The 26,099-nt window shown below is 60.2% G+C and carries 21 protein-coding genes; 8 read left to right on the forward strand and 13 right to left on the reverse strand.

Annotation, left to right across the window (positions count from 1 at the left end; translation table 11 throughout):
* From FJ248_07860 to uvrA, 4 genes are all read left to right on the forward strand, one after another.
* Positions 1 to 1,508 (forward strand): TolC family protein (locus FJ248_07860; GenBank protein ID MBM4120794.1); only part of this gene is annotated, 1,508 nt, incomplete at its 5' end.
* Between the two features lie 4 nt (positions 1,509 to 1,512).
* Positions 1,513 to 2,187 (forward strand): CPBP family intramembrane metalloprotease, encoded by a 675-nt coding sequence (locus tag FJ248_07865; protein ID MBM4120795.1) that lies wholly within the window; start codon positions 1,513 to 1,515, stop codon positions 2,185 to 2,187.
* Between the two features lie 190 nt (positions 2,188 to 2,377).
* On the forward strand, positions 2,378 to 2,716 hold the full coding sequence (locus tag FJ248_07870; protein ID MBM4120796.1) for a DUF3147 domain-containing protein: 339 nt from the start codon (positions 2,378 to 2,380) through the stop codon (positions 2,714 to 2,716).
* Positions 2,717 to 2,779: 63 nt separating this feature from the next.
* The gene (uvrA, locus tag FJ248_07875) at positions 2,780 to 5,605 is read left to right on the forward strand and encodes an excinuclease ABC subunit A (protein ID MBM4120797.1); all 2,826 of its coding nucleotides are present in this window, start codon (positions 2,780 to 2,782) and stop codon (positions 5,603 to 5,605) included.
* 38 nt (positions 5,606 to 5,643) lie between these two features.
* Here the strand turns inward: uvrA and FJ248_07880 are convergent, their stop codons facing one another.
* The 6 genes from FJ248_07880 to FJ248_07905 all read right to left on the reverse strand — a co-directional run bounded on the left by FJ248_07880 (position 5,644) and on the right by FJ248_07905 (position 11,043).
* Positions 5,644 to 6,204, reverse strand: a complete 561-nt coding sequence (locus FJ248_07880; protein ID MBM4120798.1) for a YqgE/AlgH family protein — start codon at positions 6,202 to 6,204, stop codon at positions 5,644 to 5,646.
* A gap of 117 nt (positions 6,205 to 6,321) precedes the next feature.
* The gene (locus FJ248_07885; GenBank protein ID MBM4120799.1) at positions 6,322 to 7,113 is read right to left on the reverse strand and encodes an acyltransferase; all 792 of its coding nucleotides are present in this window, start codon (positions 7,111 to 7,113) and stop codon (positions 6,322 to 6,324) included.
* 120 nt (positions 7,114 to 7,233) lie between these two features.
* Positions 7,234 to 7,566, reverse strand: coding sequence for a metal-binding protein SmbP (locus FJ248_07890; GenBank protein ID MBM4120800.1), 333 nt, complete (start codon positions 7,564 to 7,566; stop codon positions 7,234 to 7,236).
* A 109-nt stretch (positions 7,567 to 7,675) separates the two neighbouring features.
* Positions 7,676 to 8,587: a sulfurtransferase gene (locus FJ248_07895; GenBank protein MBM4120801.1), complete on the reverse strand. Its 912-nt coding sequence runs from the start codon at positions 8,585 to 8,587 to the stop codon at positions 7,676 to 7,678.
* Between the two features lie 192 nt (positions 8,588 to 8,779).
* On the reverse strand, positions 8,780 to 10,048 hold the full coding sequence (locus FJ248_07900) for a hypothetical protein (GenBank protein MBM4120802.1): 1,269 nt from the start codon (positions 10,046 to 10,048) through the stop codon (positions 8,780 to 8,782).
* A gap of 50 nt (positions 10,049 to 10,098) precedes the next feature.
* Positions 10,099 to 11,043, reverse strand: a complete 945-nt coding sequence (locus tag FJ248_07905; GenBank protein MBM4120803.1) for a histone deacetylase — start codon at positions 11,041 to 11,043, stop codon at positions 10,099 to 10,101.
* Positions 11,044 to 11,183: 140 nt separating this feature from the next.
* Here FJ248_07905 and FJ248_07910 point away from each other — a divergent pair, with 140 nt between their 5' ends.
* Complete coding sequence (locus FJ248_07910; GenBank protein ID MBM4120804.1) at positions 11,184 to 11,498, forward strand: tetratricopeptide repeat protein; 315 nt, start codon at positions 11,184 to 11,186, stop codon at positions 11,496 to 11,498.
* A 9-nt stretch (positions 11,499 to 11,507) separates the two neighbouring features.
* Positions 11,508 to 13,292, forward strand: coding sequence for a M3 family oligoendopeptidase (locus tag FJ248_07915; GenBank protein MBM4120805.1), 1,785 nt, complete (start codon positions 11,508 to 11,510; stop codon positions 13,290 to 13,292).
* Between the two features lie 72 nt (positions 13,293 to 13,364).
* Here the strand turns inward: FJ248_07915 and FJ248_07920 are convergent, their stop codons facing one another.
* A complete protein-coding gene (locus FJ248_07920; protein ID MBM4120806.1) occupies positions 13,365 to 14,102 on the reverse strand; it encodes a flavodoxin family protein in 738 nt (245 codons plus the stop codon).
* A 165-nt stretch (positions 14,103 to 14,267) separates the two neighbouring features.
* Entirely contained in the window at positions 14,268 to 15,968 is a 1,701-nt protein-coding gene (locus tag FJ248_07925; protein MBM4120807.1) for a long-chain fatty acid--CoA ligase, read from the reverse strand.
* Here FJ248_07925 and FJ248_07930 point away from each other — a divergent pair.
* Positions 15,902 to 16,516: a DUF192 domain-containing protein gene (locus FJ248_07930; GenBank protein MBM4120808.1), complete on the forward strand. Its 615-nt coding sequence runs from the start codon at positions 15,902 to 15,904 to the stop codon at positions 16,514 to 16,516. The two genes, FJ248_07925 and FJ248_07930, sit on opposite strands and share 67 nt — an antisense overlap.
* Here FJ248_07930 and FJ248_07935 read toward each other — a convergent pair.
* The 5 genes from FJ248_07935 to FJ248_07955 form a co-directional block, all read right to left on the reverse strand.
* Positions 16,513 to 18,681: a bifunctional (p)ppGpp synthetase/guanosine-3',5'-bis(diphosphate) 3'-pyrophosphohydrolase gene (locus tag FJ248_07935; protein MBM4120809.1), complete on the reverse strand. Its 2,169-nt coding sequence runs from the start codon at positions 18,679 to 18,681 to the stop codon at positions 16,513 to 16,515. The genes FJ248_07930 and FJ248_07935 overlap by 4 nt on opposite strands.
* Positions 18,682 to 18,906: 225 nt before the next feature.
* Positions 18,907 to 19,104, reverse strand: a complete 198-nt coding sequence (locus FJ248_07940) for a ubiquitin-like protein Pup (GenBank protein ID MBM4120810.1) — start codon at positions 19,102 to 19,104, stop codon at positions 18,907 to 18,909.
* Between the two features lie 895 nt (positions 19,105 to 19,999).
* A complete protein-coding gene (locus tag FJ248_07945) occupies positions 20,000 to 22,054 on the reverse strand; it encodes a sodium-translocating pyrophosphatase (protein MBM4120811.1) in 2,055 nt (684 codons plus the stop codon).
* Positions 22,055 to 22,269: 215 nt separating this feature from the next.
* Positions 22,270 to 23,370, reverse strand: coding sequence for a DNA topoisomerase IV subunit A (locus tag FJ248_07950; GenBank protein MBM4120812.1), 1,101 nt, complete (start codon positions 23,368 to 23,370; stop codon positions 22,270 to 22,272).
* Positions 23,371 to 23,372: 2 nt separating this feature from the next.
* Positions 23,373 to 25,253 carry a DNA topoisomerase VI subunit B gene (locus tag FJ248_07955; protein MBM4120813.1) on the reverse strand — a complete coding sequence of 627 codons (1,881 nt, stop codon included), beginning with the start codon at positions 25,251 to 25,253 and terminating at the stop codon, positions 23,373 to 23,375.
* A 253-nt stretch (positions 25,254 to 25,506) separates the two neighbouring features.
* Between FJ248_07955 and FJ248_07960 the strand changes: the two genes are divergently transcribed.
* Positions 25,507 to 25,761 (forward strand): hypothetical protein, encoded by a 255-nt coding sequence (locus tag FJ248_07960; GenBank protein ID MBM4120814.1) that lies wholly within the window; start codon positions 25,507 to 25,509, stop codon positions 25,759 to 25,761.
* The last annotated feature ends 338 nt before the right edge of the window (positions 25,762 to 26,099 follow it).

Consider the following 26,099-nt stretch of genomic DNA (forward strand, 5'->3'; position numbering starts at 1 on the left):
CGGCCCTGCTCCTGGCCGACGGGGTCGTCATGGCGCAGGACCCGCCTGCCAAGGCACCGCAGGAACGGCGGCAGTCGGTGGCTCTCTCGGACGCGGTGCTCCAGGCCCTTGAACGCAATCTCGACATTTCCATCAGCCGCACGACCAAGAACAGCCGCCTCTCCGATATCGTCGGCGAGGAGGCCAAGTTCGACCCCACGCTCAGCCTGAACGGCCAGTACAACCGGCAGGTGCAGCCGTTGAACCGTCCCGTATTCGGCGGTACGAACCAGAACCTCAACGAGATTCTGACCTTCGATCAGCGCAGCCATTCGCTCACCGCGGACGTCACCCAGAATTTGCTGACCGGCGCCAATTACGATTTGAACTACAGCCCATCCCGATCCAACGTGAATCAGAACGTGGCCAGCGGTTTCCTGTTCAATCCGGCCTACTCGGGCGGGCTGGCCTTCACCTTCACCCAGCCGCTGCTTAGAAATTTTGGCACGGAGGTCAACCGTACCTTCATCCAGGTGGCCCAGAACAACGCTAAGGTGGAGGAGCAGGTCTTCACTGACCGCGTTCTCACGGTCATCGCCACCGTCGAGCAGAATTTCTGGGAGCTGGTCTTCGTGAACGAAAACCTTAAGGTGGCCGAATCGGCCCTCCGGGCCGCGCAGGAGCTGCTGGCCAGCAACCGCGCCAAGACCAAGGCCGGGATCATGTCGATCGTAGACGTCCTGCAGGCAGAAGCCGCTGTGGCCTCCCGCGTCGAGCAGGTGCTTGTCGCCGAAAAGGCCATTCGCGACCAGGAGGACCAATTCCGCCGCTTGCAGAACCCGGCTGAGGAGGAGCTGCGGCAGGATCTTCGGCTCACGCCGCTCGACAAGCCCAGCCAGACGCTCGAGGCAATCGTTAGTGAGGAAGCTATCGAAATCGCGCTGGACCGGCGCCCCGAAATTCTACAGGCGAAGAAAAACCTCGAGACCGCCGATACCAACGTCAAGTTCGCCAAAAACCAGATGCTGCCGAACCTCTCGTTCCAAGGCACCTCCGGCATGGCAGGCCTGGGTGGAAACTACGGCGACATGACCAACAAAAACTTCAGCGGCGACTTTTACAACTACGGTGCGGGACTGGTCTTCAGCTACCAGCTCGGCAACCGCTCAGCCACCAGTCAGTACAACAAGCGCCAATTGGAGGGCTTCAACGCTAAGGCCTCGCTAGTCAGCGTACGACAACAAGTGATTGTCGGTGTGCGCGAGGCGATACGACGCGTCCAGACCGACTTCAAGCGAATCGAAACGACGCGGGCCGCCCGTATCATGGCCGAGAAGCAGTTACAAGCTGAGCGGGAACGGTTAAACGTCGGATTGAGCACCACCCGCTTTGTGCTCGACTTCCAGCGCGATCTGGCGACCACGCAGGGCAACGAGCTGCGCGCGATTGTAGACTACAACAAGTCGCTTTCCAATCTGACTCGCAACAAGGCCACGACGCTCGATCGCTACGGCATCCAGCTTCAGTAGCCACGTGCACGACGCGGATCCAACCGAGCGGCTGGCTTGGCTCGCGGGCCTGCCCATCGCCGCCACCATCGGATTTGATCTGCTTCCCTCAGACCTCCAGCAACTCTGGCTGATCCAGTTGCTTCCACAGGCTGTCGCCTACGTGGCCCTGGGCTTCTGGGCTTCGCAGAACCCAGGGGTCATCTCCCGTCTCGGCTTACAGCGTGCGCAGCTCCCGGAAGGACTGCGCTGGGGCACGGCAACCGGGCTAGTGCTTGGATTATTCAATACCACCGTTATCCTGTATCTCGTCCCGCGATTGGGCTTCGACATCGGCTTTTTACGCGAAACCCCGCATGCGCAGATTCCGCTTGCCGTCATGCTGCCCTGGTTCATCGTCCTGATTGCCTTTTTCGTCGAAATAAACTTTCGCGGGTTCCTGCTGGGCCGGCTGCGTGCGCTCTTCTCCACCCTACCCGGACCGGTTGCAACCGGCGCAGCCGTGGCTGTCTCAGCTCTTACTTTTTCTTTCGACCCGTTTATGGTGCTAACATTCCGCCATTTGCATTGGATCGCCGTGTGGGACGGGCTGATCTGGGGCTTCCTGTGGGTGCGCCTGCGGAATCTCTATGTCCCCATCGTGGCCCATGCGGCCGAAGTCATCGTGCTGTACTTGGTCCTCAGGATGGTGGTTGCGTGAGTCCTTTGTTTTCAGCATGCCTCGTCAATGAACCGTTCGGCGACCCCGGGGTGCACGTCGACGTCTGCTGGGCTCTGCGCGCGCGAGCTGGTCGCGCTCGATTGCCCGCCACGCGCTCCGGGCATGGGCGACCCTATCAGGAAGGACGCGTGCAATGTGCGCGAAGGCCTTTCGGCTCAAGGAGGAGCGGATGAACGAATTTGTGAAATACGGGATCTATTTTCTCATTGGCGGGATCGTGGTCAGCGCCTCGACCTATCTTGGCGCGAAGGGCGAAGGGTTCTGGGCCGCGCTGGCCAGTACTTTCCCAGCGATCACGGGCGTAACCTTTGTGCTGATTTATCTCAACGGCGGCGCTGACGCTACGCTGGCCTATGCCAAGAATTTGCTCTGGTTCGTGCCGCCGTGGCTTGCCTATGTCGGCTTCATAATCGTGGCCCTGACCAAGTTGGGCTTCTGGGTTACGATGGCTGGCTCGCTGGCCATCTACCTGGCCGGCGTGGGTCTAATCCGGTTGATACTCCGATAGCCATCGAGCAGACACGATTGCGCACGTAATCCTGACTTGCTACGATGCCGACTCGTTTTGCGTATGGGGAGACACCACGTGCCCAACAGGCATAAGCCCTCCCCTGACTTGGGCGAGCTGATCGTCGAGGGCGCTCGGCAGAACAATCTCAAAAACGTCTCCGTCCGCATTCCGCACGACAAAGTGACGGCCATCACTGGCATCTCTGGGTCTGGAAAATCCTCGCTGGCTTTCGATACGCTCTTCGCGGAGGGTCAGTGGCGCTACGTGGAATCGCTCTCCACCTACGCCCGCATGTTTTTGGAAAAGGTGGATCGCCCAGACGTGGATCGGCTGACTAACGTCCGGCCGGCCATTGCCATCGAGCAAACAAATCCCGTCCGGACAGCCCGTTCGACAGTCGGCACGGCCACAGAAATGGCTGATCTATTGCGGCTCTTGTTTGCCAAGGTCGGCAAGCCGGTCTGTCCGGATTGTACACAAGAGGCGCGGGGCCACCACCCCGGCTCGGTTGCTGACGATCTCCTGGCGCGTTTCCTCGACAACCGCGCCCTGATCCTGTTCCCCGTGAAAGACCTCGGGCCAGGGCACGATCGCGCGCTGATCGATTCGCTGTTGACGAGAGGATTCGTTCGCCTCAAGTGCGGCAACGAACTGATTGATTTGCAGCCAGGGACAGTTCTGCCCGGCACGGCGCGGTCGGATTTGCATGTCGTGATCGACCGCTTGGTGCTACGATCCGATAACCGCAATCGGATCGTCGAGGCAGTCGAAACAGCCTTTCACGAGGGCGACGGCATCTGCTGCGCTGAGGTGATCGGGCAAGGCCTGCAAACTTACAGCACCAAATTCCGCTGCCAATCTTGCGGGCGCGCCTTCGAACCGCCCCGCCCGATCCTCTTTTCGTTTAACCATCCGCTCGGCGCCTGCCCGGAATGCAAGGGCTACGGGAACATCCTAAAGTACGACGAAGACCTCGTCATTCCTAACCGTAACCTCTCGCTGGCCGATGGCGCCATCGAACCCTGGAGCAAACCGGGCACGGACTGGTGGCAGAAGCAGCTGCTGCTGTCTATGAAACGGCTCAACGTGAGCCTCACCACGCCCTACGCGAAATTGACTGAGGCTGAACGAGCGCTTCTCTGGAAGGGCGATAAGAAATTCGACGGCATTAACGATTTCTTCGAGGCTCTAGAGAAGAAACGCTACAAGCTTCACGTGCGAGTCTTTTTGAGCCGCTACCGGAGTCCGTTTTCGTGCCCCACCTGCCACGGGAGCCGGCTTAAACCGGATGCGCTCTTTGTAAAAGTCTTAGGACGAGATATCCATGAGATCACCAGCCTGACAATCCGCGAGGCCGCCGATTGGATTGAAACACTCTCCCTGCCCGCTTTTGAAGCCGGGGCAGCGCAGGACATCCTGCGCCTGCTCAAGAGGAAGCTCAGCTTTCTGCTCCGCGTAGGGCTGGGCTATCTCACGCTCTCGCGGCAGACCAAGACACTCTCCGGCGGCGAAGCGCAGCGCATCATGCTGGCCAACCAATTGGGTGCGCGGCTGGTGGGGACGCTGTACGTGTTGGATGAGCCAACCATCGGTCTCCACGCGCGCGACACGGCCACGCTGGCCGGCATCCTGCGCGATCTCGCCGACAGCGGCAACACGGTTGTGGTCGTGGAGCATGACCGGCAGATGATCCAGGCAGCCGACCACGTGATCGAGATGGGACCACGGTCTGGCGAGCACGGCGGAAAGATCGTCTGCGCTGCGCCCTACAAACAGTTCCTCGCTAGCGCGCAGCCGATCACCAGCCGCTACCTGCGCGGCGAGGAGACGATTCCGGTTCCTCGCGTGCGCCGACCCGGCAACGGTAAATTCCTGAGCCTTGCCGGCGCGCGCGAGCACAACCTGAAAGACCTCAACGTCCGGTTCCCGCTTGGCATGCTGATCTGTGTGACCGGCGTGTCCGGCTCAGGCAAGAGCACGCTCGTGGAGGACACGCTCTACCGTGCCGTTGCCCGCGCCTTCAAAATCGATTCACTGCCCATGGGCCGATTCAGCGCCATCAAGGGGTTGGAATATCTGCGCAGCGTGCGGCTCATCAACCAGGAGCCGATCGGCCGCACGCCGCGTTCGAACCCCATCACCTATTTGAAGGCCTTCGACGACATCCGCTCGCTGTTCGCCAACACCCAGGGCGCGCGAGCCGCTGGCCTGACCAGCGCGCATTTTTCCTTCAACACGCCGGGTGGCCGGTGCGAGCGCTGTGAAGGTAACGGCTACGAAAAGCTGGAAATGTATTTCTTTGAGGACCTCTACGCGACCTGCGAGGCCTGCAATGGGCGGCGGTTTAGCCAGGCCGTGCTCAAGGTGAAATACCGTGACAAGACGATCCACGATGTGCTCAGCCTGACGGTGGACGAAGCGGTGTCGTTTTTCTCCGGCTCGCCGAGGCTGGGCGAGAAGCTACATCTCTTGTCTTCGATCGGGCTGGGGTACCTGCGCCTCGGCCAACCGGCGACGACGCTCTCGGGCGGTGAAGCACAGCGGCTGAAGATCGCGGCGGAGTTGAAAGATAGGAGCGCTCGCGACGTGCTCTACGTCATGGACGAGCCGACGACGGGACTGCACCTGGACGACATCAAAAAGCTGCTCGCCGTGCTCGGCAAGCTGGTGGATGCCGGGCATACGGTGGTTGTGGTGGAGCACAATCTCGACGTGATCAAGACTGCTGACTGGATCATCGATCTGGGACCGGAAGGCGGCGAGCGCGGAGGCCGGATCCTGGTGGAAGGCCGGCCTGAGGAGGTGGCGCAGGCCGCGGACTCACAGACGGGACAGTTTCTGCGACCGCTGCTCGCAGAAAAGGCTTCGGCTGAGGTGCGGGCTTAGAAAACTCACCCCGCCCGTTGCTCTCACCCTGAACCCTCTTAATTGAGGCTCGGATCCGCCGGCATGGCGGCGTACATTTCATACCCGCTGCCAAGGGATTTCATGATGTCGGCCCAAATCACGCCCGGGTCCTTTTCAAAAACGATCGAAGGATCCGCCGGCAGTGTGATCCAGGAATTGGTCCTCATTTCGTTTTCCAACTGCCCCGGCGCCCATCCTGAATAACCGATGTAGGCTCGGAACGACCCGGCCACGCCGGGGACCGTCAGTAGTGTTTCCAGTGCCGCCATGTCCCCGCCCATGTACACGCCGTCGAAAACGTGGTGCGTGTTGTCGGGGCCCTTCCCCGTTCGATAGAGAATCAATACATGGTTGGGCTGCACCGGCCCGCCGGAAAAGAGCAGATGCCGCTGGCCCTCGATGACGGGAACTTGGGGCAGCGCCTCGGTCAAATGGATGGCGGTCGGCCGGTTGACTACGACGCCCAGTGCGCCCTGCGAGCCGTGTTCGCAGAGCAGCACCACCGTCTGGCGGAAATTGGGGTCGCGCAGCGACGGCGCTGCGACCAGAAAGATGCCTTTCCCGAGGGACACTTCCATGAGTCCATCCTACTGTGAGGAATGGCCGGCGGCAAGCCGCTCACACCGTTTTCTGTTCTCAGTGGTCAGTTATCCGTTTTGGAAACTGCAGCCTGGCTGCTGACAACTGATCACAGCTTATGCCCGATACAATTCCGGCCGGCGGTCCCGCAGGAGATCATTATACTTATTGAGCGATTTGTCGCGGGCCTCTTTTGGATCGATCTCCACCACGGCCACCTGCTCCCGCTTGGCCGGCGCCCGCTTGAGAATGTTTCCACGGGGACCAACGATCTCGCTCTGACCGATATAGGTCAGCCGGTTTTTTCCGCCCCGCCGTTCCGAGCCGATGCGGTTGGCGGTGATGCTGAAGACACGGTTCTCCAGGCAGCGCACGGGCATCGAAGCTGGGCAATGCGGCAGGACCAAATTGGACGGGTGGCAGATGATGTGGGCGCCCTGCAACGCCAGGGTGCGGGCCGCCTCCGGGTAGAACCAGTCGAAGCAGACCATCACGCCGATGACGGTCGGACCGATGTTCCACACCTTAAAGCCCGAATCACCCGGCGAGAAAAACTTCGTTTCTTCGAAAAATAGATGCGTCTTTCGGTAGCTGCCCAGCACGCCCGACGGCCCGACGAGCACGGCAGCGTTGTAATAGCGACCGGCGGCCTCCTCCGGCAATCCGGCCACGATGTGCATGCGCCGGGCACGTGCGATTTCGCAGAGGCGCGCGGTTGTCCGGCCGCCGTGGATCGGCTCGGCCAGGTCTGCCACTTCAGCTTTGGAGACAAACTGATAGCCGGATGCGAAGAGCTCTGGCAGGACCATCAGATCACACCGGACTTTGGCAAGTAGGCGCGCGACGCGGTCCAGATTGTGCGCTACGTTGCCGAATTCCGGTTTGAACTGGCAATAGCCAACTTTCATCTGCATAGGCCAGCGGCTAGGAGCAAGGGGCAAGAGGAAAAAAAGAGAGGGGCGAGAAGCGGAGAACTCGCCTGTCCTCCCCCTCTCGCCCCTGGCCTCTGGCCACTTGCCCCAAAATTGCTACTTTACTTCGGACAGGTGCGTCACCGCGCCTTGGGCATGCTCGGCAATTGCATCCGCATGGCCCATCTTACCATGCTTGACGGCTTCGGTCAGATGCTTCACCCCTTCGTCCAGATGTCCGTTCTTCATGTCCTTCTGAGCGCCATTGGCATGCATCAGGGCCTCCTCCGCATGCTTCAGTGCTACATCCGCATGGCCCTGCTTGCCATGCTCCACCGCAGCCTTGGCATGAGTGACGGCCTCCTCCACATGTTTGTTTCCGGCAAAGGCAGGGGCGCTCAGCACCACCACGGCCACGCCAGCCATCATCCATCCCATCAATATCTTCATGCTCAGCCTCCCTCGTGTGAGTGACAGGGTCATTGACGTTCTTGTCTGACTCTCCAAATCCGACGCCCCCCCTAGATGGCTCGGACCTTACCATGAGATCCGGGACCGGTCAAGACGGCTTGCGATCCTCTGTGCCCACGATTTTATAGAGCAATTTCGCATCCTTCTCGACGGGGGCAGCAAAGTCCCGGCTCCATTCCCACCAGGATCCCGGATAGTTTCGGACCTTCCCAAACCCAGCCAACTTCAGCACGACGTAGAGCCAGGACGAGCGCACTCCTCCGGTACAGTAGCAAACCACTTCCTGTGCTGGATCCAGTCCCCGGTCGGCTAGCCCGGCCTGGATTGCCCCTATCTCCTTGAGCGTGGCGTCCGGATTCAAAAAGGCGTTCCACGAGACACTGAGTGCACCAGGGATGTGGCCGGCGCGAGGGATACCGGAGATTTCCTTGCCGGCATATTCCTCCAGACTACGGGCATCCGCAATAGCGGTCTCCGGGTGCGGCCGGCGGACGATCTGTTTGAGTTCCTCCTTGTCGATGATCAGGTCCCGGTTGGGTTTCACCGTGAAGGTACCCGGTTGGGGCGTCACCGGGAAATGCTCGTACCGGCGCTGCTCCTTCGTCCATTTGACCCAGCCCCCGTCCAGAATTTTGAGCTTCTGGTGGCCGAGATACTGGAGCATCCAAAACATGCGCCCTTCGTCGCCCCAGTTGTCGAAGGGATTGGAGTAGATCACCACGTCGCTGTCGTCGCTGATACCAAGCGCGCAGAGTTTTTTCTCCAGCCGGCTCGTGTCGGAGTCGAGCAGGCTCTTAGCCGCCGCGTTGGGATCGCTGAAGTCGTGCCACGTGGCGTTCACCGCGCCTGGGATGTGCCCGCCGAAGGCATAGGCGGATTTGCCGCGCACGTCGATGATGACCAGTCCCGTGCGCCCGAGATTCTGATCGAGCGTGGCCGTGTCGATGAGATAGGGATGCATCATAAGGCGATCAACTCCTGTGTTCCGTACTCCCCTCATGCTTTACGACGGTTCGTCGTGAAACTGCCATGAAGCCATGTGACACGGGCGCCTGAAGCCTGGAGAGACCGAAGCGTACTTGACGCAGTACGTCGCGGTCGCGAGGGGCCAGCCCACCCGCCGGCCTGCCTAAAACCACAGGCGGGCTTGTCGTAGCGGCATCTCGGCAGTTGTAGTCGAAGTGCTTGTGAATCATGAGGGGTTATACGGGTTTTGTTTCGCCCCGTCCACTGCACAGGTCAACTTGGGATCAAAAACATTTTGATCCAACGCCGCCGTCAACTCGCCCGAGAGCGGCAGTGTCCGCTCGTAGATCGTGAAACGATAGGGATCGTCGGCCGTGAGACCATATTTCGTCTTCAACATGTCATGCTGGCCGTCGGTCAGAATGTGATACCGCACCCGCACCGTCAACGTCTGGCCATTGGACTGCTCCGGCAAACGTGCCGAGAACGTATAGGCCCGGCTGGCCAGCGGCAGGAGACGGTTGTCGTAAACCTCCAGCACCACCGGCTGCCAGAGAATCCAGCGGCCCATCGTGTCGGACTGTTGGTCGATCACATGCCCATTTTTCTCCTGGACGAGAAACTCGACGGTGAAATGCCGGTCCGGATCACCGGTGGGAATCTTGTGGCCCGCACCCGCATTGATCACCGTGGCCGTGAACGTCACGCGATCCCCGGGCTTGGGCGACGCAGGCTCAGCCTGCACACGCACCGCCACCGCCTGCTTGATCATCTCCGGATCGTGCCCACCCCGCCAGAGGTGCCGGCGCCCCTGCCGGATCGGCCCGCCGCGTGCCACCGGCCGTTCCACTTCGGGCATGTGGCAGTTCTGGCAGATGAAGCCCCGCTCCTGCATGAAATATTTACCCTCGTACTCAGTGTAGGTCCCACAGGGTCCAACGTTGTAGAACTGTGCGGGGCCCGAGACAACGTTGTGACAGCGGTAGCAGATCTGCGCCGTGCGGAAGTTTGGATCAAACCCTGTAGGATGCGGCGCAGCGGAATCGTCGTAGGGACCGTAGATCACGCCATCACGCACATGACAGGCGGCGCAGGTGATGGCTTCCTTCTGATAGGCCGCGTCGTAGTGGGGATTGGGCTCCGCTGCCGCCTTCTCCACCCGCCCGCGAGGGATGTCCTTGATCAATGTTGGCTGCTGGTTTTCAAGCGGCGTATGGCAATTGAGACAGACCCAGATGTTCTTGTCCTTTTTCCAATAGGCCTGAAAAAAGGGGTCCTCGTAGGCCTTCGCATGGATGCTGGCCTTCCATTCCTCGTAAATATCCTTGTGACAGACGCCGCACGATTCGGCCTTCAGACTGTCGATGCCGGCAGGGACCTTTTGATAGGGAATCGCGTGAGCGTAATCAGACCGCAGGCCGAAGATCACGACCGGCTTGACCTCGGTGTAATAGAGATAGATCGCGACCGTCGCGACTGCACCGCCAACCAGCATTTTCCCAGTTCGGCCCACTGTGTCCCTTTGCCTCTGTACGCTTCCCTTTTCTACGCGGCCAACAGACCCAGAATATGCTGCTCGACCGAGGCGGAAAGCGCCTGGAGATTGTATCCGCCTTCCAAACTCGACAGGATGCGGCCCTGACTATACTGCCTGGCGATCCCGGCCACGATGCTGGTCAAGTCGGCGTAGCCCGCCTCGGTCAGGCCCATGCTGGCGAGCGGATCGTCCTGGTGCGCGTCGAAGCCAGCCGAAATGATCACGACATCAGGCTTAAACTTGTCCGCCGCAGGAACGAGCACCTTGCTAAAGACAGTGCGGTACTCGTCGTCGCCCGCGCCCGCCGTCATCGGTACGTTGATCGTCATCCCCTCGCCCTGGCCGCGGCCCTGCTCCTCTGCGCTGCCAGTCCCAGGATAGTGGGGATATTGATGCGTGCTGAAAAATAGGATGGAGGGATCCTCGTCAAACGCGTGTTGCGTACCGTTGCCGTGATGGACGTCCCAGTCCACGATCAACACGCGAGCGAGGTGGTGCTTCTTCTGAAAATAGCGCGCGGCGATCGCGACATTATTGAAGAGGCAGAAGCCCATCCCCCGGTTGCGCTCGGCATGGTGACCTGGCGGGCGGACGGCGCAGAAGGCGTTGTCCACGTGGCCGGCCATGATGGCGTCCGCCACAGCCAGCAGCCCACCGGCCGCCAGATAGGCTGCCGGCAGCGAGCCCGGCGACATAGAGGTGTCGGCATCCAGCGAGATGCGCCCGCTCGACGGCGCCTGTTTCTTCAGGGCCGCCACATAGACCGGATCGTGCACCTGCATGATCCATTCGTCAGCTGCCGGCGCAGGATCCACGCGGACCAGTTTCGGCAGGACCCCGTCTTGCTCCAGCCTCCTGACGATCGCCCGGAGGCGCTCCGGGGACTCGGGATGGCTCATCCCCATGTCATGCTTCAAGTAGTCGGGATGATAAACAAATCCGGTCTTAGCCATGGCTCTCCGGAAGCATATGGCCTATGGTTCGGAAGTCTTGCTGATCAGCCCTACGCCCTATGCTGGTCATATTTCCGCAGTATCGTAACACGCCTCAAACGCGATAGACAATTCGGCGAACGGCGTGCTACGGTCAACCCATGCCTGATCCGAAAATCGAACCGTTGAAAAAGTTACTGGCGATGGACCCGAGCGACGACGTGGCCTGGTTCGGCCTTGGCAAGGCCTATCAAGGCGACGGAAATTTCGAGGACGCCGCCAAGGCGTTGCAACGGTGCATTGAAGTCAAACCCACCTATTCAGCCGCCTACTACGCACTGGCCCAGTCGCTGCAGCAGTTAAAGCAGATCGACGCATGCCGTGGAATCTGTGACCGGGGCATCGAGGTCTCAACAAAAAACGGGGACGCGATGGTCACGAAGAATTTGCAGGCACTGAAACACAGTCTGGGGTGATCGCACGCAATGGTATCCGTCCCCAAAAGAACTGCCTCCGCGCTACCCGCTTGGGACTTGTCCGGGTTGTTGCGCCATCCGGCAGAAGATGCCGAACGCATGTTCAAGGAGCTGGATCGGCTTGTCACGCAGGTGGAAACCACGCGCGCTGCGCTTGCGCCGGCAATACCAGCGGACACGTTCGGAAACGTGCTGAACTTGCTTGAAGATATCGCTAGCCTCTCGTCGACACTCAGCGCCTATGCCTATCTGTGGTTTTCGGAAAACACCAAGGAGCTCACGGCGCGGGCGTTTAAAACGAAGGTCGAGGAACGGCTAGCCGGCATACAAAACCGCATCCTCTTTTTTGATCTCTGGTGGCAAACGGTGGACGAGGCCAATGCCGCCCGCCTGCTCGCCGCCGCTGGCGATCTTCGCTATCACCTGGAAACGATCCGACGATTTAAGCCGCATACGCTGTCGGAGCTGCAGGAACAAATCGTCAATCTCAAGAACACCACGGGCCGCAGCGCTGTCAACACGCTCTACGACGTCCTGACCAACGGTCTGACGTTCACGCTAACGCTAGGGGGTAAAAAGAAAACCCTGACCCGCGAGCAGCTCGCCGGCTACGTGCGCCATCGTAAGGCCCGCGTCCGCGAAATGGCCTACAAGGAACTGCATCGGGTCGTCGGCGGGCAGCAAGACATGCTCGGGGAGATGTATGCGACGCTCGTCAACGACTGGAAGAACGAGAACGTCACACTCCGAAAATTTTCCTCGCCGGTGGCCGCCCGCAATCTCAGCAACGACATTCCGGACGAAGCCGTTTCAGCCCTGCTCTCGGTCTGCACGAAAAACGCCGGCGTTTTTCAGGACTATTTTAGGCTGAAAGGGAAACTCTGCGGCATCAAGGCGATGAGCCGCTACCATATCTACGCCCCGCATCCAGCCGACCATGGGCGGTACCGATATGCGGACGCCGTCCAGCTGGTTATCGATGCCTATCAGGGCTTCTCTCCGACACTGGCCAATTTGGTCCGGCGCGTGATCGACGAACGGCATCTCGACGCACGCCTGCGGCCAGGCAAGTTGAGCGGGGCCTATTGCTATAGCGTCGTACCGGGGATGACGCCTTACGTGCTGCTCAACTACACTGGCGAGGCGCGAGACGTCGCGACGCTCGCGCATGAGCTCGGCCACGCCGTGCACGGCATGCTGGCGGCCGATCATTCCGTCTTCACGTTCCACTCGACGCTGCCGCTGGCCGAAACCGCCTCCGTCTTCGGCGAACGGATTCTGTCGGACGCCCTCCTAGCGCAGGAGACGCGAAAATCCGTGAAGCAGGGTCTGCTGATCAGCCAGCTTGATGACATCTACGCAACGGTCATTCGACAAGCCTATTTCGTTCTTTTCGAAAAGGTCGCACATGAGATGATCGCAACAGGCGCCACTGCGAAAGACCTAAGCGGTGCGTATCTAGATACCTTGCGCCAGCAGTTCGGCAAGGCCATACCGGTGTCCGACGAATTTCGCTGGGAATGGCTCAGTATCCCCCACATCTTCGGAAGCCCCTTTTACTGCTATGCCTATAGCTTTGGGAATCTGCTCGTGCTGGCGTTGTATCGGCAATATCAGCAGCAGGGGCAATCGTTCGTGGCACAATATCTGAACCTGCTCGCCGCCGGCGGATCAAAAAGCCCCGAGGTAATTCTAAACGCCGTCGGCGTGGATATGCGCGCTACCGCGTTCTGGCAGTCAGGATTCGATACGATCAGAGAGATGGTACAAGAACTCGAGCGAACGGCCGCCTGATTAGGCGCCTCCCCTCATACAGATTCGGCTGGAAAACTCTTCGCGCAGCAGGGCAGGCAGGATTCCTGGGCGTCAGCGAGGCGCTCCCCGCTTGACCAGGTGTGTCACCTCGGCGACACGCGTGCCGAGATCCTTCGCGGACGCCAGTTCCTTTTCATCAATGCCGGGACTGTCCCCCTCTGTCGTGGCCGACGCCCCAAACGCTCCCCCCCCGCTCACGACGATCATCTGATTACCGAGCATGGCGGCAAGGATCGTGAGCATCGTGACCTCCTTGCCACCTGAGATCTGCCCGCCGGTAGCGAAGGCCGCCCCGACCTTGTTGCGCATCTTGAACTCTGGAAACACGCCAAATTTGAGCTGCCAGTCGTCGAGGAATTTTTTCACGTCGCCGGACATATTGGACCAGTAGACCGGTGAACCGACCACGACGGCATCGGCTGAGAGCAGGTCTTCCCCGGTCACCTCGCCCACGCGCTTGAGCATGACTGCCGTCCCGGGCATGCTCCTGGCGCCGGCGGCGACACCCTGCGCCATCATTTCCGTGTTTCCGGTGGCCGAGTGGTAGGCGATCAGGACCTTCACCGAGGATGGCGCATCGGCGGCCCACGCCACACCCGTCCATCCAGATAACAACAGCACGATCAGCATGAGCTGGCGCATAACGCGACCTCCTGGCTGGGAAACGGGAACACGCGAGGGATGCGGGTGGGACACTACCGGCGGATAGTCTCTTCGTCCATATGCTCTTCGACGGACACTTCCGTCAAAGTGCCACGATAATCGCACTTGTGGCAGCGGATGCGCCATTCCTCGATCCACTTGTCCTGCACGTAGGACTGGCGGCACTTGGGACAGACAAAGACGCCCTTCACATACAGAACCCGGCGTTTTTCCTTCATAACGCTCCTTAGTGGACCCCAGGTTGGGCTCGTGGGTAAGAATCGCACAGGCCGCCGCTCCTTTGCAAGCGCGCTAGGCCTCGCCCATACCGCCACGGGAGGAAATTCCACGTTTGAGTTCCTCCTCAATCAGCACCCGCCGCAGCACCTTTCCGACCAACGTCTTGGGCAGCTCCTGTCGAAACTCGATGCGCTTCGGCACCTTGAACTTAGCTAGCTCGCAGCGGCAATGCTCCAGCAACTCCGCCGACGTCGCCGTCTCGCCGTCTTTGAGGACCACGTAAGCCTTGATCAGTTCGCCACGTAGCAGCTGCGGAATGCCGACGACCACCACATCTTTGACTTTTGCATGCCGCAGAATCGCCTCCTCCACCTCGCGCGTGTAGACATTCTCGCCGCCCGACTTGATCATGTCCTTCTTGCGGTCCTCGATGTAAAAATAGCCGGCCGCGTCACGCCGGGCTATGTCCCCGGTGTAGAGCCAGCCGTCCCGCAGCACCTGCCGCGTTTCATCGTCACGCTGCCAGTAGCCACGCATCACTTGGGGGCCACGTACCGCCAGTTCACCGACCTCGCCGACAGGCAGTTCGCGCGTCCCGGTTTCGAGATCCATGATGCGCGCGTCGGTGTCCGGCAGGGGCACGCCGATGCTGCGCGTGCGCCGCGCCTCGACCGCCTGCCCCATCGGGTTCACGTGCGTCACGGGAGAAGCCTCTGTCAATCCATAGCCCTCGACCAGATGCGCGCCGGTCAACGTCTCAAAGCGGCTCTGAATGGAGGGATCCAGCGGCCCTGCCCCGCTGATACAGACCCGCACGGACCGCAGACCGTATCGCTCGACACGCTGGTGTGCGTTGATCGCCGCATACATGGCGGGGATGCCCGGGAACACCGTCACCCGCTCAGACTGGATGATTTTGAGCACGTCGCCGACCTGGAACTGCGGCAGCAGGACGAGGGTGCTTCCCAGACTCAGCGCCATGTTCTGACATACGCTCATCCCATACACGTGAAAGAATGGCAGCACGCCCAGCACCACTTCCCGGCCCTCGTCAAGGGGGCACCAATTCCGGCACTGCCAGGTGTTGCTCACCAGATTGCGATGGGTCAGCACCACGCCCTTAGGTACTCCGGTTGTCCCGCCGGTGTACTGCAATAGCGCCATGTCGTCCGGCGCGACGGAGACGGCAGGCGGTTCAGCCGAATCATCGAGGAAACGGCGGAAGCGCACCACCTCGGGACGCGCGGGAGTCACCGGCAGCGCCCCGTCCCCTCTCGCCTTCAGCGAATACATGAGCTGCTTGCCCCAAGGCAGATAGTCTTCGATGCCGGCCACGATCATCCGCTTAAGCAAGCCCCGCTCCAGCAGCGGCCCAACACGGGCATACATCTGCGGCATCGCCACCAGTGTCTCACAGCCAGCATCCGCGACCTGCTGACGGACCTCCGGCTCGACATAGAGCGGATTGATCATCGTGACAGCCGCCCCGGCACGGAGGCTGCCGTAATAGGCGATCACTGTTTGAGGCAGATTGGGCAACATGACGCCCACCACGCTCCCTTTGCCGATTCCTGTCCGCCGGAGCGCCTGCGCGAAGCGATTCACCAGCGCGTCGAGCTCGCGATAGGAGATGCTGCGGCCATAAAACCGAATCGCCGGACGGTTGAAAAACCGTTCCGCGGATCGAGTCAGCAAATGCGGCAGCGATGTTTCCGGATAGGAGAGGGTTGGAGGGACACGAGGGTCGTACTGCGCGGTCCAGATGCGGGTCATCGCTGGCCGACCGTGCTCACGCCCGGATCGTCTTGACAGGATGCACCGCGCTCCCTAGGATCACGCGCATGAAAATGCGTGTCCTCCTCCTGGCCGGTCTGGCGCTGCTGGCGTCTACGCCAGCGGTGGGCGAGTCGCTGATTCCCATCACGCTGCCGCAGGGCCGCGTCGTCCTGGCCGAGCTGGCGGACACCTCCGAGGAGCGCGCCCGCGGACTGATGTTCCGCTCGGCGCTGGAGGACAACCACGGCATGCTCTTCGCCTTCGCCGAACCGCAGCAGTGGAGCTTCTGGATGAAAAACACCCGCATGTCGCTCGACATCATCTGGATGGATCAGAAAAAGAAGATCGTGCATGTCGCCCGCCGCGTCCCCATTTGCAGCCGGACCGACGACGGCTGCCCCCAGTATCAGCCCAATGAGAACGCGATGTACGTGCTGGAACTGGCGGCCGGCTCGGCGGAACTCTTGCATCTCGACCGCGGTGTCACGCTCCGCTTCCAGGTGCCCGGCGAGCCGCCGGACAAGAAGCCACCGCAGATCCGCTAGTCATACCACGCACGCACGCGCCGCGCGGTGATAACCCCTTCAATCCGTTCGATTGCTTTCAGCACCCGATCCAAGTGTGCCGTGTCCGTTACCTCGATCACGAAGTCCAGAATAGCCTTCCGCGCTTCGCTCGTAGCAATCTCCGCGCGTGTGATGTTCGCTTCGGCGCCTGTGATGGACGAGGAAATGTTGGCCAGCACACCCGGCTTATCCACTGCTACCACCGACACTTTGACGAAGTGTGTGCTGGGCGTCGACGTGTCCCAGTCAACCTCGATCAACCGGTCCTTGTCATAATCCAAGGCCTCGAGGTTGGGACAGCCGATGGCGTGGATCGTCAGGCCACGCCCGCGCGTGATGTAGCCCATAATTCGGTCGCCGGGCACGGGATTGCAGCAGCGAGACAACTGCATCAGCAGATCGCGCCCGCCCTTGACCTTGACAGTGTTCTCCTCCCCCGCGCCAACCGTGGGACGCTGCGGCGCGCCCCCTGGCGCGCTGCTCACAGCCGGGGCCGGCGCAAGCAGCCAGCTCGCCACCTCAGAGGCCGCAACGTGCCCGAACCCCACGGCTGCCACCAGTTCGTCAAGTGTGGCGTACCCGGATTTCTTCGCTACGTCGAGCAGGCGGTCCGATTTCAGCATCTGCGCAGGTGCCAGATTCTGTTGTTTGAATTCCCGTTCCAGCAATCGCCGTCCCACCTCAGTGCTGCGCTGGTGCTGCTCGTTTTTCAGCCAGTGTTTGATTTTGGCCTTGGCGCGAGAGGTCCGGACAAATTTCAGCCAGTCCTTGTGCGGCACCTGCGTCGGGGAGGTCAGAATTTCGACTGTCTCGCCACTCTTGAGCGAATGCCGTAACGGCACAATCTTTCCGTTGGCCTTGGCGCCGACACAGTGGTCACCGATTTCCGTGTGAATGGCGTAGGCGAAGTCCACGGGTGTGGAGCCTAATGGCATTTCCTTCACCAGCCCCTTGGGCGTGAAGATGTAGACGACGTCATGGAACAGGTCCAGCTTTACGGAATCCATAAACTGCCGGTTATCGGACAGGTCCTGGTGCCATTCGACGAACTGCCGCAGCCAGCTGAAGGCCTTCCCCTCCTGGTCGTCAATCTCGCCGTGCTCCTTGTACTTCCAGTGCGCGGCGATGCCGTACTCAGCAAGGCGGTGCATCTCCTCTGTGCGAATCTGGAATTCCACACGCTCGCCCTTGGGCCCGATGACCGTCGTGTGAAGCGATTGATAGAGGTTCGATTTGGGAATAGCGATGTAGTCCTTGAACCGGCCCGGCACCGGCCGCCAGAGCGAGTGGATCAAGCCGAGGATGGCGTAACAGTTCATCTTCGTATCCGTGATGATGCGCGCGGCCGCCAGATCGTAGACTTCGTCGAGGGACACGGCCTGCCGCTCCATCTTCTGGAAGATACCGTAGAGATGCTTGGGCCGCCCCTGCACCTCTCCCTTCAGGCCGGATTCGGTCAGGGCCTGCTTCACCAGCGTGGTGACGTCGGCGATGTACTGCTGCCGCTCCTCGTCGCGCTTGGCCACGCGCATCTTCAGCTCGGCAAAGACGTCCGGCTTGAGCGCCTCGAGACACAAATCCTCCAGCTCATTCTTCATCCAGCCAATGCCAAGCCGACTCGCCAGCGGCGCATAGATTTCGAGCGTTTCCTGCGCGATCTCCCGCCGCTTGGTTTCGTGCAGGTGCTCCAGCGTACGCATGTTGTGCAGCCGGTCAGCCAGTTTGATGAGGACAACGCGGGTGTCGTCCGCCATTGAGAGGACCATCTTGCGGAAATTTTCGGCCTGCTTTTCTTCATAGTTGCGGAAGGGAATTTTGCCGATCTTGGTCACGCCGTCGACGAGGTGTACCACGTCCTTGCCGAATTCCTTTTCGAGCTCGGCCGGCGTCGCCAGCGTGTCTTCGAGCGTGTCGTGCAAGAGGCCGGCCGCCACAGCCGTGACGTCCGACCGCAGCGCCGTGAGAACGCCAGCCACGGCCAGCGGATGCTGGAGGTAGGGCTCGCCGGAGCGGCGGGTCTGACCGGCATGGGCTTTTTCTGAAAAGGCGTAGGCACGGCGCACGAGCTCGACGTCCGCGTGCGGGTTGTAGCTTTGCATACGGCTGATCAACTGATTGAGATCGGTGACCGTTTCGTTGGGCATGGGCTTCTGCCGCGTCCCTTCTATCGAAATCGATACAGTTGGACCCCACCCCCTCCGTTCACTCGTTGTAGCACACACCCTCTACACGAGCAGACGGCCTGAATAAAAGATCACAACTGACTGAATTTCAAAAAGATAGTAGGCGCTCAAAAAATGTTTGTCAAACGGGCTGCCCAGGCCTGCGGCGCAGTGTGAGAGGAACAGACAAGAATAAAGAAGGCGGGACTACTCCCCGCCCTTCTGCACGTAGTTCTTCACAAACTCTTCGGCGTTTTCCTCAAGGACATTGTCGATTTCGTCCACCAGCTTGTCGATTTCCTCCTTGAGCTTCTTGCCGGATTCGATGACCTTTGGATTCGGCTTAACCTCATCCTTGGCCTGAGGTTCTTTTCGGGACTCGGGCTTCCGCTCCTGTTTTTCCATCAAAACACCTCCTGATGCAGCGACGCTCCCATAGGTCTTACTTATGCGAGCGCCTCTTCACAATACTCCCGAGCCGGCAAGCGGTCAAGCGCCACAAATTCATGCAATGTTCTCACTGCTACTCAAAGCCTAGAGTCGAGTCAAATTGATCGAATTTCCAAACGCTTGCAAAGGACGCAACGCTTCCCTGTCGTGCCCCACTTAAAGTTTGGACAGGTCGCATAGGTCAGGAGGAACCATGGAAGCGACAAGCAAACCTGTCCAGAATGGGCGTGGGCGGAAGCGGCAGGGGCCGGCCGAGCAGAGGCTCGCGATCTTGCAGGAGTGGAAGAACGGAATCCCCTTGGAGAAGATCTCCCGGAAGTACCGCGTGAACGCGGTCCAAATGTAGTGTTGAAAGCGGAGCCTCGACCAAGGACTCCAGGAGTCGGGCGAGCTCGCGCCCAAGAGCCAGGCCCTAGGGCTTCAGAAGCGGGTCGAGAAACTGGAGCGGACTCTGGAGCGGAAGGCCTTGGAATCTGGGGCAAGTCGGCCGGTTATCAGGAGCAAAAGACGTTGGTCAAAAACTGATACGGTAATGCGATCGGTAGAACCCCTGTGCCAAATTTAGCACGCAACCGAAATCGACCCCCTACCAGTTAACTATTTTGTGCCCCCCTCGATGAATCGACGATCATTCTGGCAATTGGCATTGTCGATGTTGCCGCTAGAGAAGGAGTGTTCTTCTTCGCTAACAAAACTTGCTTTATCGTGTCAATCTGTCTCTGGAGTGCCAATTGCTCCTCACACAAAACAAGAGCCCTAGCTCTGCCGGCTAGACCAGAACGCAAATTTGGCACTCGGTTGTCAGCTCTGGAAACTAAATACTACAAACTGACAACTTTTTATCTTGCTACTACACAATCAACGACACGATCAGAAGCGCGACAATATTAATGACCTTGATCATTGGATTGATCGCCGGCCCCGCCGTGTCTTTGTACGGATCGCCGACCGTGTCGCCAGTCACTGCCGCCTTGTGCGTTTCACTGCCCTTCTTGCCTTCCTCTTCGATGAACTTTTTGGCGTTGTCCCAGGCGCCACCGCCGCTCGTCATCGAGATCGCGACGAAGAGACCGGTCACGATGCTGCCCACCAGCACGCCGCCCAGCGCCTGCGGGCCCAACACCACGCCAACGAGCACGGGTGACACCACGGGAATCAGCCCGGGGATCATCATCTTCTTGATGGCCGCCTGCGTGACGATATCCACACAGGTGCCGTACTCCGGCTTGCCCGTGCCCTCCATAATGCCCTTGATGGTCTTGAACTGCCGGCGTACCTCCTCGACGACCAGGCCGCCGGCCTGTCCCACGGCCTTCATGCACAGCGAACCAAAGAGAAAGGGTAGCATGCCACCGAGGAACAACCCGACCAGCACTTTTGGATCGGAGAGATCGAAGGCCGCCGCCGCGGGATTGTGCACCGCCACTTCCCGCGCATATTCGGCGAACAGCACCACCGCCGCCAACCCTGCCGAGCCAATCGCGTAGCCCTTCGTCACGGCCTTGGTCGTGTTGCCGACGGCATCGAGGGGATCGGTGATATTCCGCACTGCCTTGCCCAAATGCGACATCTCCGCAATGCCGCCCGCATTGTCGGTGATCGGCCCGAACGCGTCGATCGCCACCACGATGCCGGCCATCGAGAGCATGGAGACCGCCGCCACAGCCACGCCATACAAACCGCCCGCCGCCGCCCCGCCGCAAATCCAGTAGCTAGCCAGGATCGCCCCACCGATGACCACGACAGGCCAGGCCGTTGCCTGCATGCCTACGGCCAGCCCCGCGATGATGTTCGTCGCATGACCGGTTTCGCTGGCTTTGGCGATGTCTTTCACCGGCGCATAGCTCTTGGAGGTGTAGTAGTCGGTGATGAAGACCAGCGCGAGCGTGACGACGAGCCCCAGCAGCGCGGCGATGTAATAGCTCAGGCCGCTGACGCCGCCGACGCCGTCCATGATTTTCGTCGTAACGGGATAAAAGGCGACGCCCGCGATGCCGCCGGCCACGAAGAGCCCCTTATAAAGCGCCGTCATGATGCCGCCGCCCTCGCTCACCTTTACGAAAAGAATGCCAATGATCGTCGCAAAAATCGTGATGCCTCCGAGCAGCAACGGATAGAGGATCGGCGCGCTCTGGCCCTTGAACAGCGTGAAGGCCAACACCATGGCCGCCACCGTTGTTACCGCGTAGGTTTCGAAGAGGTCCGCCGCCATGCCGGCGCAGTCGCCGACGTTGTCGCCGACATTATCGGCAATGACCGCCGGATTGCGCGGATCGTCCTCAGGAATGCCCGCCTCGACCTTGCCGACGAGATCGGCGCCCACGTCCGCCGCTTTCGTATAGATGCCACCGCCGACGCGCGCGAAGACCGAAATCAAACTGCCGCCGAAGCCGAGGCTCAGCAGCGCATGAATGGCCTTGTCCTGACCCGCAAACTGCGCGGCCAGCGTGTAGAAGCCCGTGATCGCGAGCAGGCCCAGCCCAATCAGGAGCAGGCCCGTCACCGCCCCCCCGCGAAAGGCCACGGTGAGCGCCGCGTTCATGCCGTTGTGCGCTGCCTGCGCCGTGCGGACGTTCGCGCGCACCGCGATGACCATGCCGACGTAGCCCGCGAGCGCCGAGGAGCCCGCGCCGACCAGAAAACCGATGGCCGTCAGCAGCCCAAATTTGTCGGACGCCACACCGCCCGCCCACAGCAACAGGAACAACGCGGCTGCTACGATGCTGACCGTCCGATACTGGCGGTTCATGTAGGCGCCGGCGCCCTCCTGAATGGCCTTAGCAATTTCCTGCATCTTAGCGTTGCCGGCATCCAGCTTGAACACCCACATGGCTAAATAGAGGCCATAAACAATGCCCGCCACCGCCGCCACCACCGCAAACCCGATAATCGTTGAGTCGCTCACTTCAATCTCCTCTCGTGGTTAACACTCTGTCGCCAGTTTTTTGCAAACTGTTCCAACCCCATGATTTAGAACGAAAAAAGTGGGGCCATTCTATACAGGATGATTTAGGGGTATCAAGCCAAAATACTGCTCATATTTAGTGGTCAGTTTTCATTTGCCAGTGGTCAATTCCGGAACCTCGGCACTGCCCCCTGACAACTGAAAACGCTATGAATTCAGTCGAGCCAGTCTTTCTCTGTGAGTTTTTTCGGCAGGTATTTCTTCGTGAGATATTGGAAGTCCTTGTTTGCGAGCGCGTCGAGCTCGTACTTGAGCCCGCTCGAGATCATACGTTTAATCTCCGTCTGCCAGGCCGGCTTCTTGAACCACTCATAGTTGAGCAGCTCCTTCGCGCGTGTCACGTCCTTCTCATTGAGCTTGATGCCGACGTTGCGAGGCAGCCCATAGCGCTCGGGGTCGGCGCTGGAGAGGCCGACGAACTTTGCCTTGGGAATCGCCATGCGCTGGCTTTCGAAGGCGAGGTTGATCGATCCCTGCTTGACCACTGAATAGATGTAGTAGCCCCAGGGATCGTTATCCACCAGCACATAGACCGGCAGCGTGTATTCCTCGTGGAGCCGGCGCGCCAGGCGGCGGACACCACGCGGCGGCTGCCCGTTGCCAGTCAGCAGCACGCAGTTATAGCGCTTCCAAAATTTATCTTCGGATAACCGGTTCCACTGCGTGCCCTTCTCAACGAGCAGCACGAAGTCGGCCGTGCAGCGCCGAATGTCCACATACCCTGGCTCCACAATCGAGGGCACCGAGTAGCCGCCCTTGCCCAACTTGGCGCAGTCCACGCGGTCGCCGTCGTCCTCCAGTACCAGCGGACCGACCACACTGCCGCCGTTCTCCGCGCGCACGTGCAGCTCCTCGCGCAGGGCCGCCAGTGACACCTCCAGATCCTCGATCACCGGATCGGATTCGTCCTGCGTATCAAAGGTATTCTCGTGCGAATCCTTGATCGTGTGTTTCGTGCGGTAATAAATTTCTCGGAGCGAGGTCGTGAGGTCTGAGCGCTGGAGTTCAGAGAGCGCGTCGGCCACGAGGATCGTCTGCATGAACTTCTTTGCCATGCCGACGTTAAAGAAGGCCCGCGCCTGCTTCTTGGCCCCCAGTTCGATCAGCCCCTTGCGCGGATTGAACGAAACGTTCGACAGGGCACGAATGGGAATTGCCAGTGTCGGGTCCTTGGACCGATTCGCCGCGTCGATCACCACATCGGCCAGGCCGATCAGTTTCTTTGCTACCGCGCCGTTGGTCTTAGCTTTAGCCATGGCTACTTCTTCCGTTTTTTCGCCTGCGCGATAGCCGGCGTCTTGGCGGATTTCTTTTCTGGCTGGCCCCTGCCTGATTTTTCCTCAAACAGTTCAGCCTGAGCGCCGGGCGCGGGCTTGGTCGGAACAGGCACACGTGCGCCCACCGCCCCCTCGCCCTCGACGCCCTCCGGAGTGACGATGATCGAATGCGGCAGTCCCTCCGGGCCGCTGCCGGCCTTGCCCAGTGTCTCGTCAGTTTTCTGCCCACCGGTCCGCGACTTGGCAATCTTCTGGAGCTGCGCCTTTAGCTTTTCAACTTTGAGTTTCCCATCCTTGAGTCGGTTGCAGGCCTCGGCGACTTCCTCGATATAGAGCTCAAAAATGTTCCGCCGGCGGTATTCGCCCTCTGCCCGCTCGCGCCGCCGTAAAAAGATGCCCAGCCGCCGACCGCACTCGCGCAGCGCCAACGTGATCTCTTTGCGGATCTCGTCGTAATCGGCGATCGCTTCCTTCGACTCGCTCGTGAAGGGGACCCACACGGAAGCCATGTGGACGAAGATCACCATCGGGCCGGAGGGAAGCGCGCCACGCGACTGGGCGATACCGTAATTTTTCCACTTCGTATCAAGCACCGCTTTGAAGGTCGAGCAGGCGGACTGCTGATAGAGCAGCGGCACGCGGTTGGCGTAGCGGATCACGCGGGCCAACTCACTGTCCTCATCCTCTTGCCGTACCTCACCCTCAGCCAGCGGCTGCGCAGCCGGCTTCGGTTCCGCTGTACCCCCCTCTGGTCGGTTGCCGTAGGCCAGGCCAGCTTCAATGATAAAGGGGTTGCCACGGTAGACGGCAGGCGGGCGGCTCACCGCCGTGTAGAACTCGCCCTTGATCTGCTGGTACAGACCCGAGAGGATCGCCTGTTCACCGATAGGCGCCAGGCAGTTTGTCGGCGGGGCCATGATCTTCGTCGTCTGGATCGTCTTGTAGAGCATCTCGGCCGGATGCCCATGGAGAGCGTGCGGGCGGACCGCGGGCAACAGCTTAGCCGCCTTACACATTTCTTGTGCGACGGCCGGCGACACGCGGCAGAAATCGCTCGCGAGAAAACCCGCCAGCGAGTGACTTTTCGTGTCGTGCAGCATCTTGAGGAACATACCGAACTCGATGCCGTAGGGATGCGGCTTGATCTCCTTGGGCTGCGGCGGCAGCTCCGTATGCGTGCGCGAGTAGATCTTCGTCTCCTCCTCCGGCGTCACATAGGTGAGCTGCACGTGCGGATTGGCGATGATCGTCTGTTCCAGATACTCATCCACCGAGGCGCGCCCCTTCTGATACCGCCCCTCGACTTCGAGCGTCACCTGCGTGCCGCGTGGCTGCGCCCACTCCCCCTGCTTGCTTTCGAGAATGCGCGGCTCGTTTTTCTTGGTGTCAATCTGCACTTCGAAGTAGTGGGCCGCCGTGCGCGCGCTCGTGCGCGAGATAATCTTCACCGGCTTACCGGTGGTGAGCTGGCCATACATGCCGGCCGCCGAGATGCCGATGCCCTGCTGGCCCCGGCTCATCCGCAAGCGATGGAATTTGGAACCGTACAACAGCTTGGCGAAGATGCGCGGAATCTGCTGCTTGACGATGCCGGGCCCGTTGTCGGTGACCGTGATGCGAAACCGCGTGGCCTGGCTGGCGGACGACGTCGCATTGCCCTCCGGCACCACTTCGAGCTTCACCAAAATGTCGGGCAGAATGCCCGCTTCTTCGGACGCGTCTAACGCGTTGTCTACGGCTTCCTTGACACAAGTCAGCAGGGCCTTGCGCGGATTGTCAAAGCCGAGCAGGTGCCGGTTTTTTGTGAAGAACTCGGAGACGGAAATCTCCCGTTGCCGTGCGCCCATCTCGACGGCAGTCACAGCTGGCGCAGCGTTGGCCACGCGTGGCGCCTTGGCCGGTTCAGCCGGCTCGGTCACTGGCTTAGAGGATTTCGGAGAAGACTTGGCGTGGGAGTGTGGTTGTGACGAAGCTGCCGCTGACTTAGCCATTCCCCCTCTAAATTCGATGCTGGGCACGCCCTACTTAACACAGATGCCGGACAGCAGTAAACATGCCGGCGGCGTTTGCGGACGCAGGCCCGCCTTGCTATCATGCGCCCCGAAGGAGCACTCGATGGGATTCGAACCGCACTACATTGTCGTAGAGGGCCAGATCTTCGGCAAAACCAAGCTGGTGCTGGACAACCACGTCTACAAGAACTGCCAGATTGACGATTGCGACATTTACTACAGCGGCGGCCAGTACGAATTAATTGATACACGCGTGGTCGGCTGCCGGCTGATCCTCAACCAGCCCGCCAAGGGCATTTATGCCGCGATTCAGATTTTTAAAATGAAGTCGCCGGGCTCAACAATCGTTTCCGACTAAAACACGCGTCTTCGATTTTGTGATTCAGCAGGCTCAGCACCCTGAGCTCCTGAAGGGTGCGTTTGCGGGCATAGGTTCTTTCTTCACGCGTCATGCTTCGTGCATCTAATTGCCTGTCGCGACCGGCACGTTGACGGTTTTTCTAGTGATCGGGATAGACTGGAAGACGGCGTCCTGCGCACCCTGCGCGGATTCGGCCTCGACGCGCTGCAAAAACGCCGGCGGGCCGGTCAGGGGCGCGTAGCTCAGCTCCACGTCCACATCGAAGGTCTTTGTATCTTTCGGTGTTGGGAAGGTGAACGTCTCGACGCGCGTCTCCTCCGGCTTGAGCACCGTGT

It is taken from the genome of Nitrospira sp., assembly GCA_016873435.1.
In the GTDB taxonomy this organism is placed as follows: Bacteria; Nitrospirota; Nitrospiria; order Nitrospirales; family Nitrospiraceae; genus VGXF01.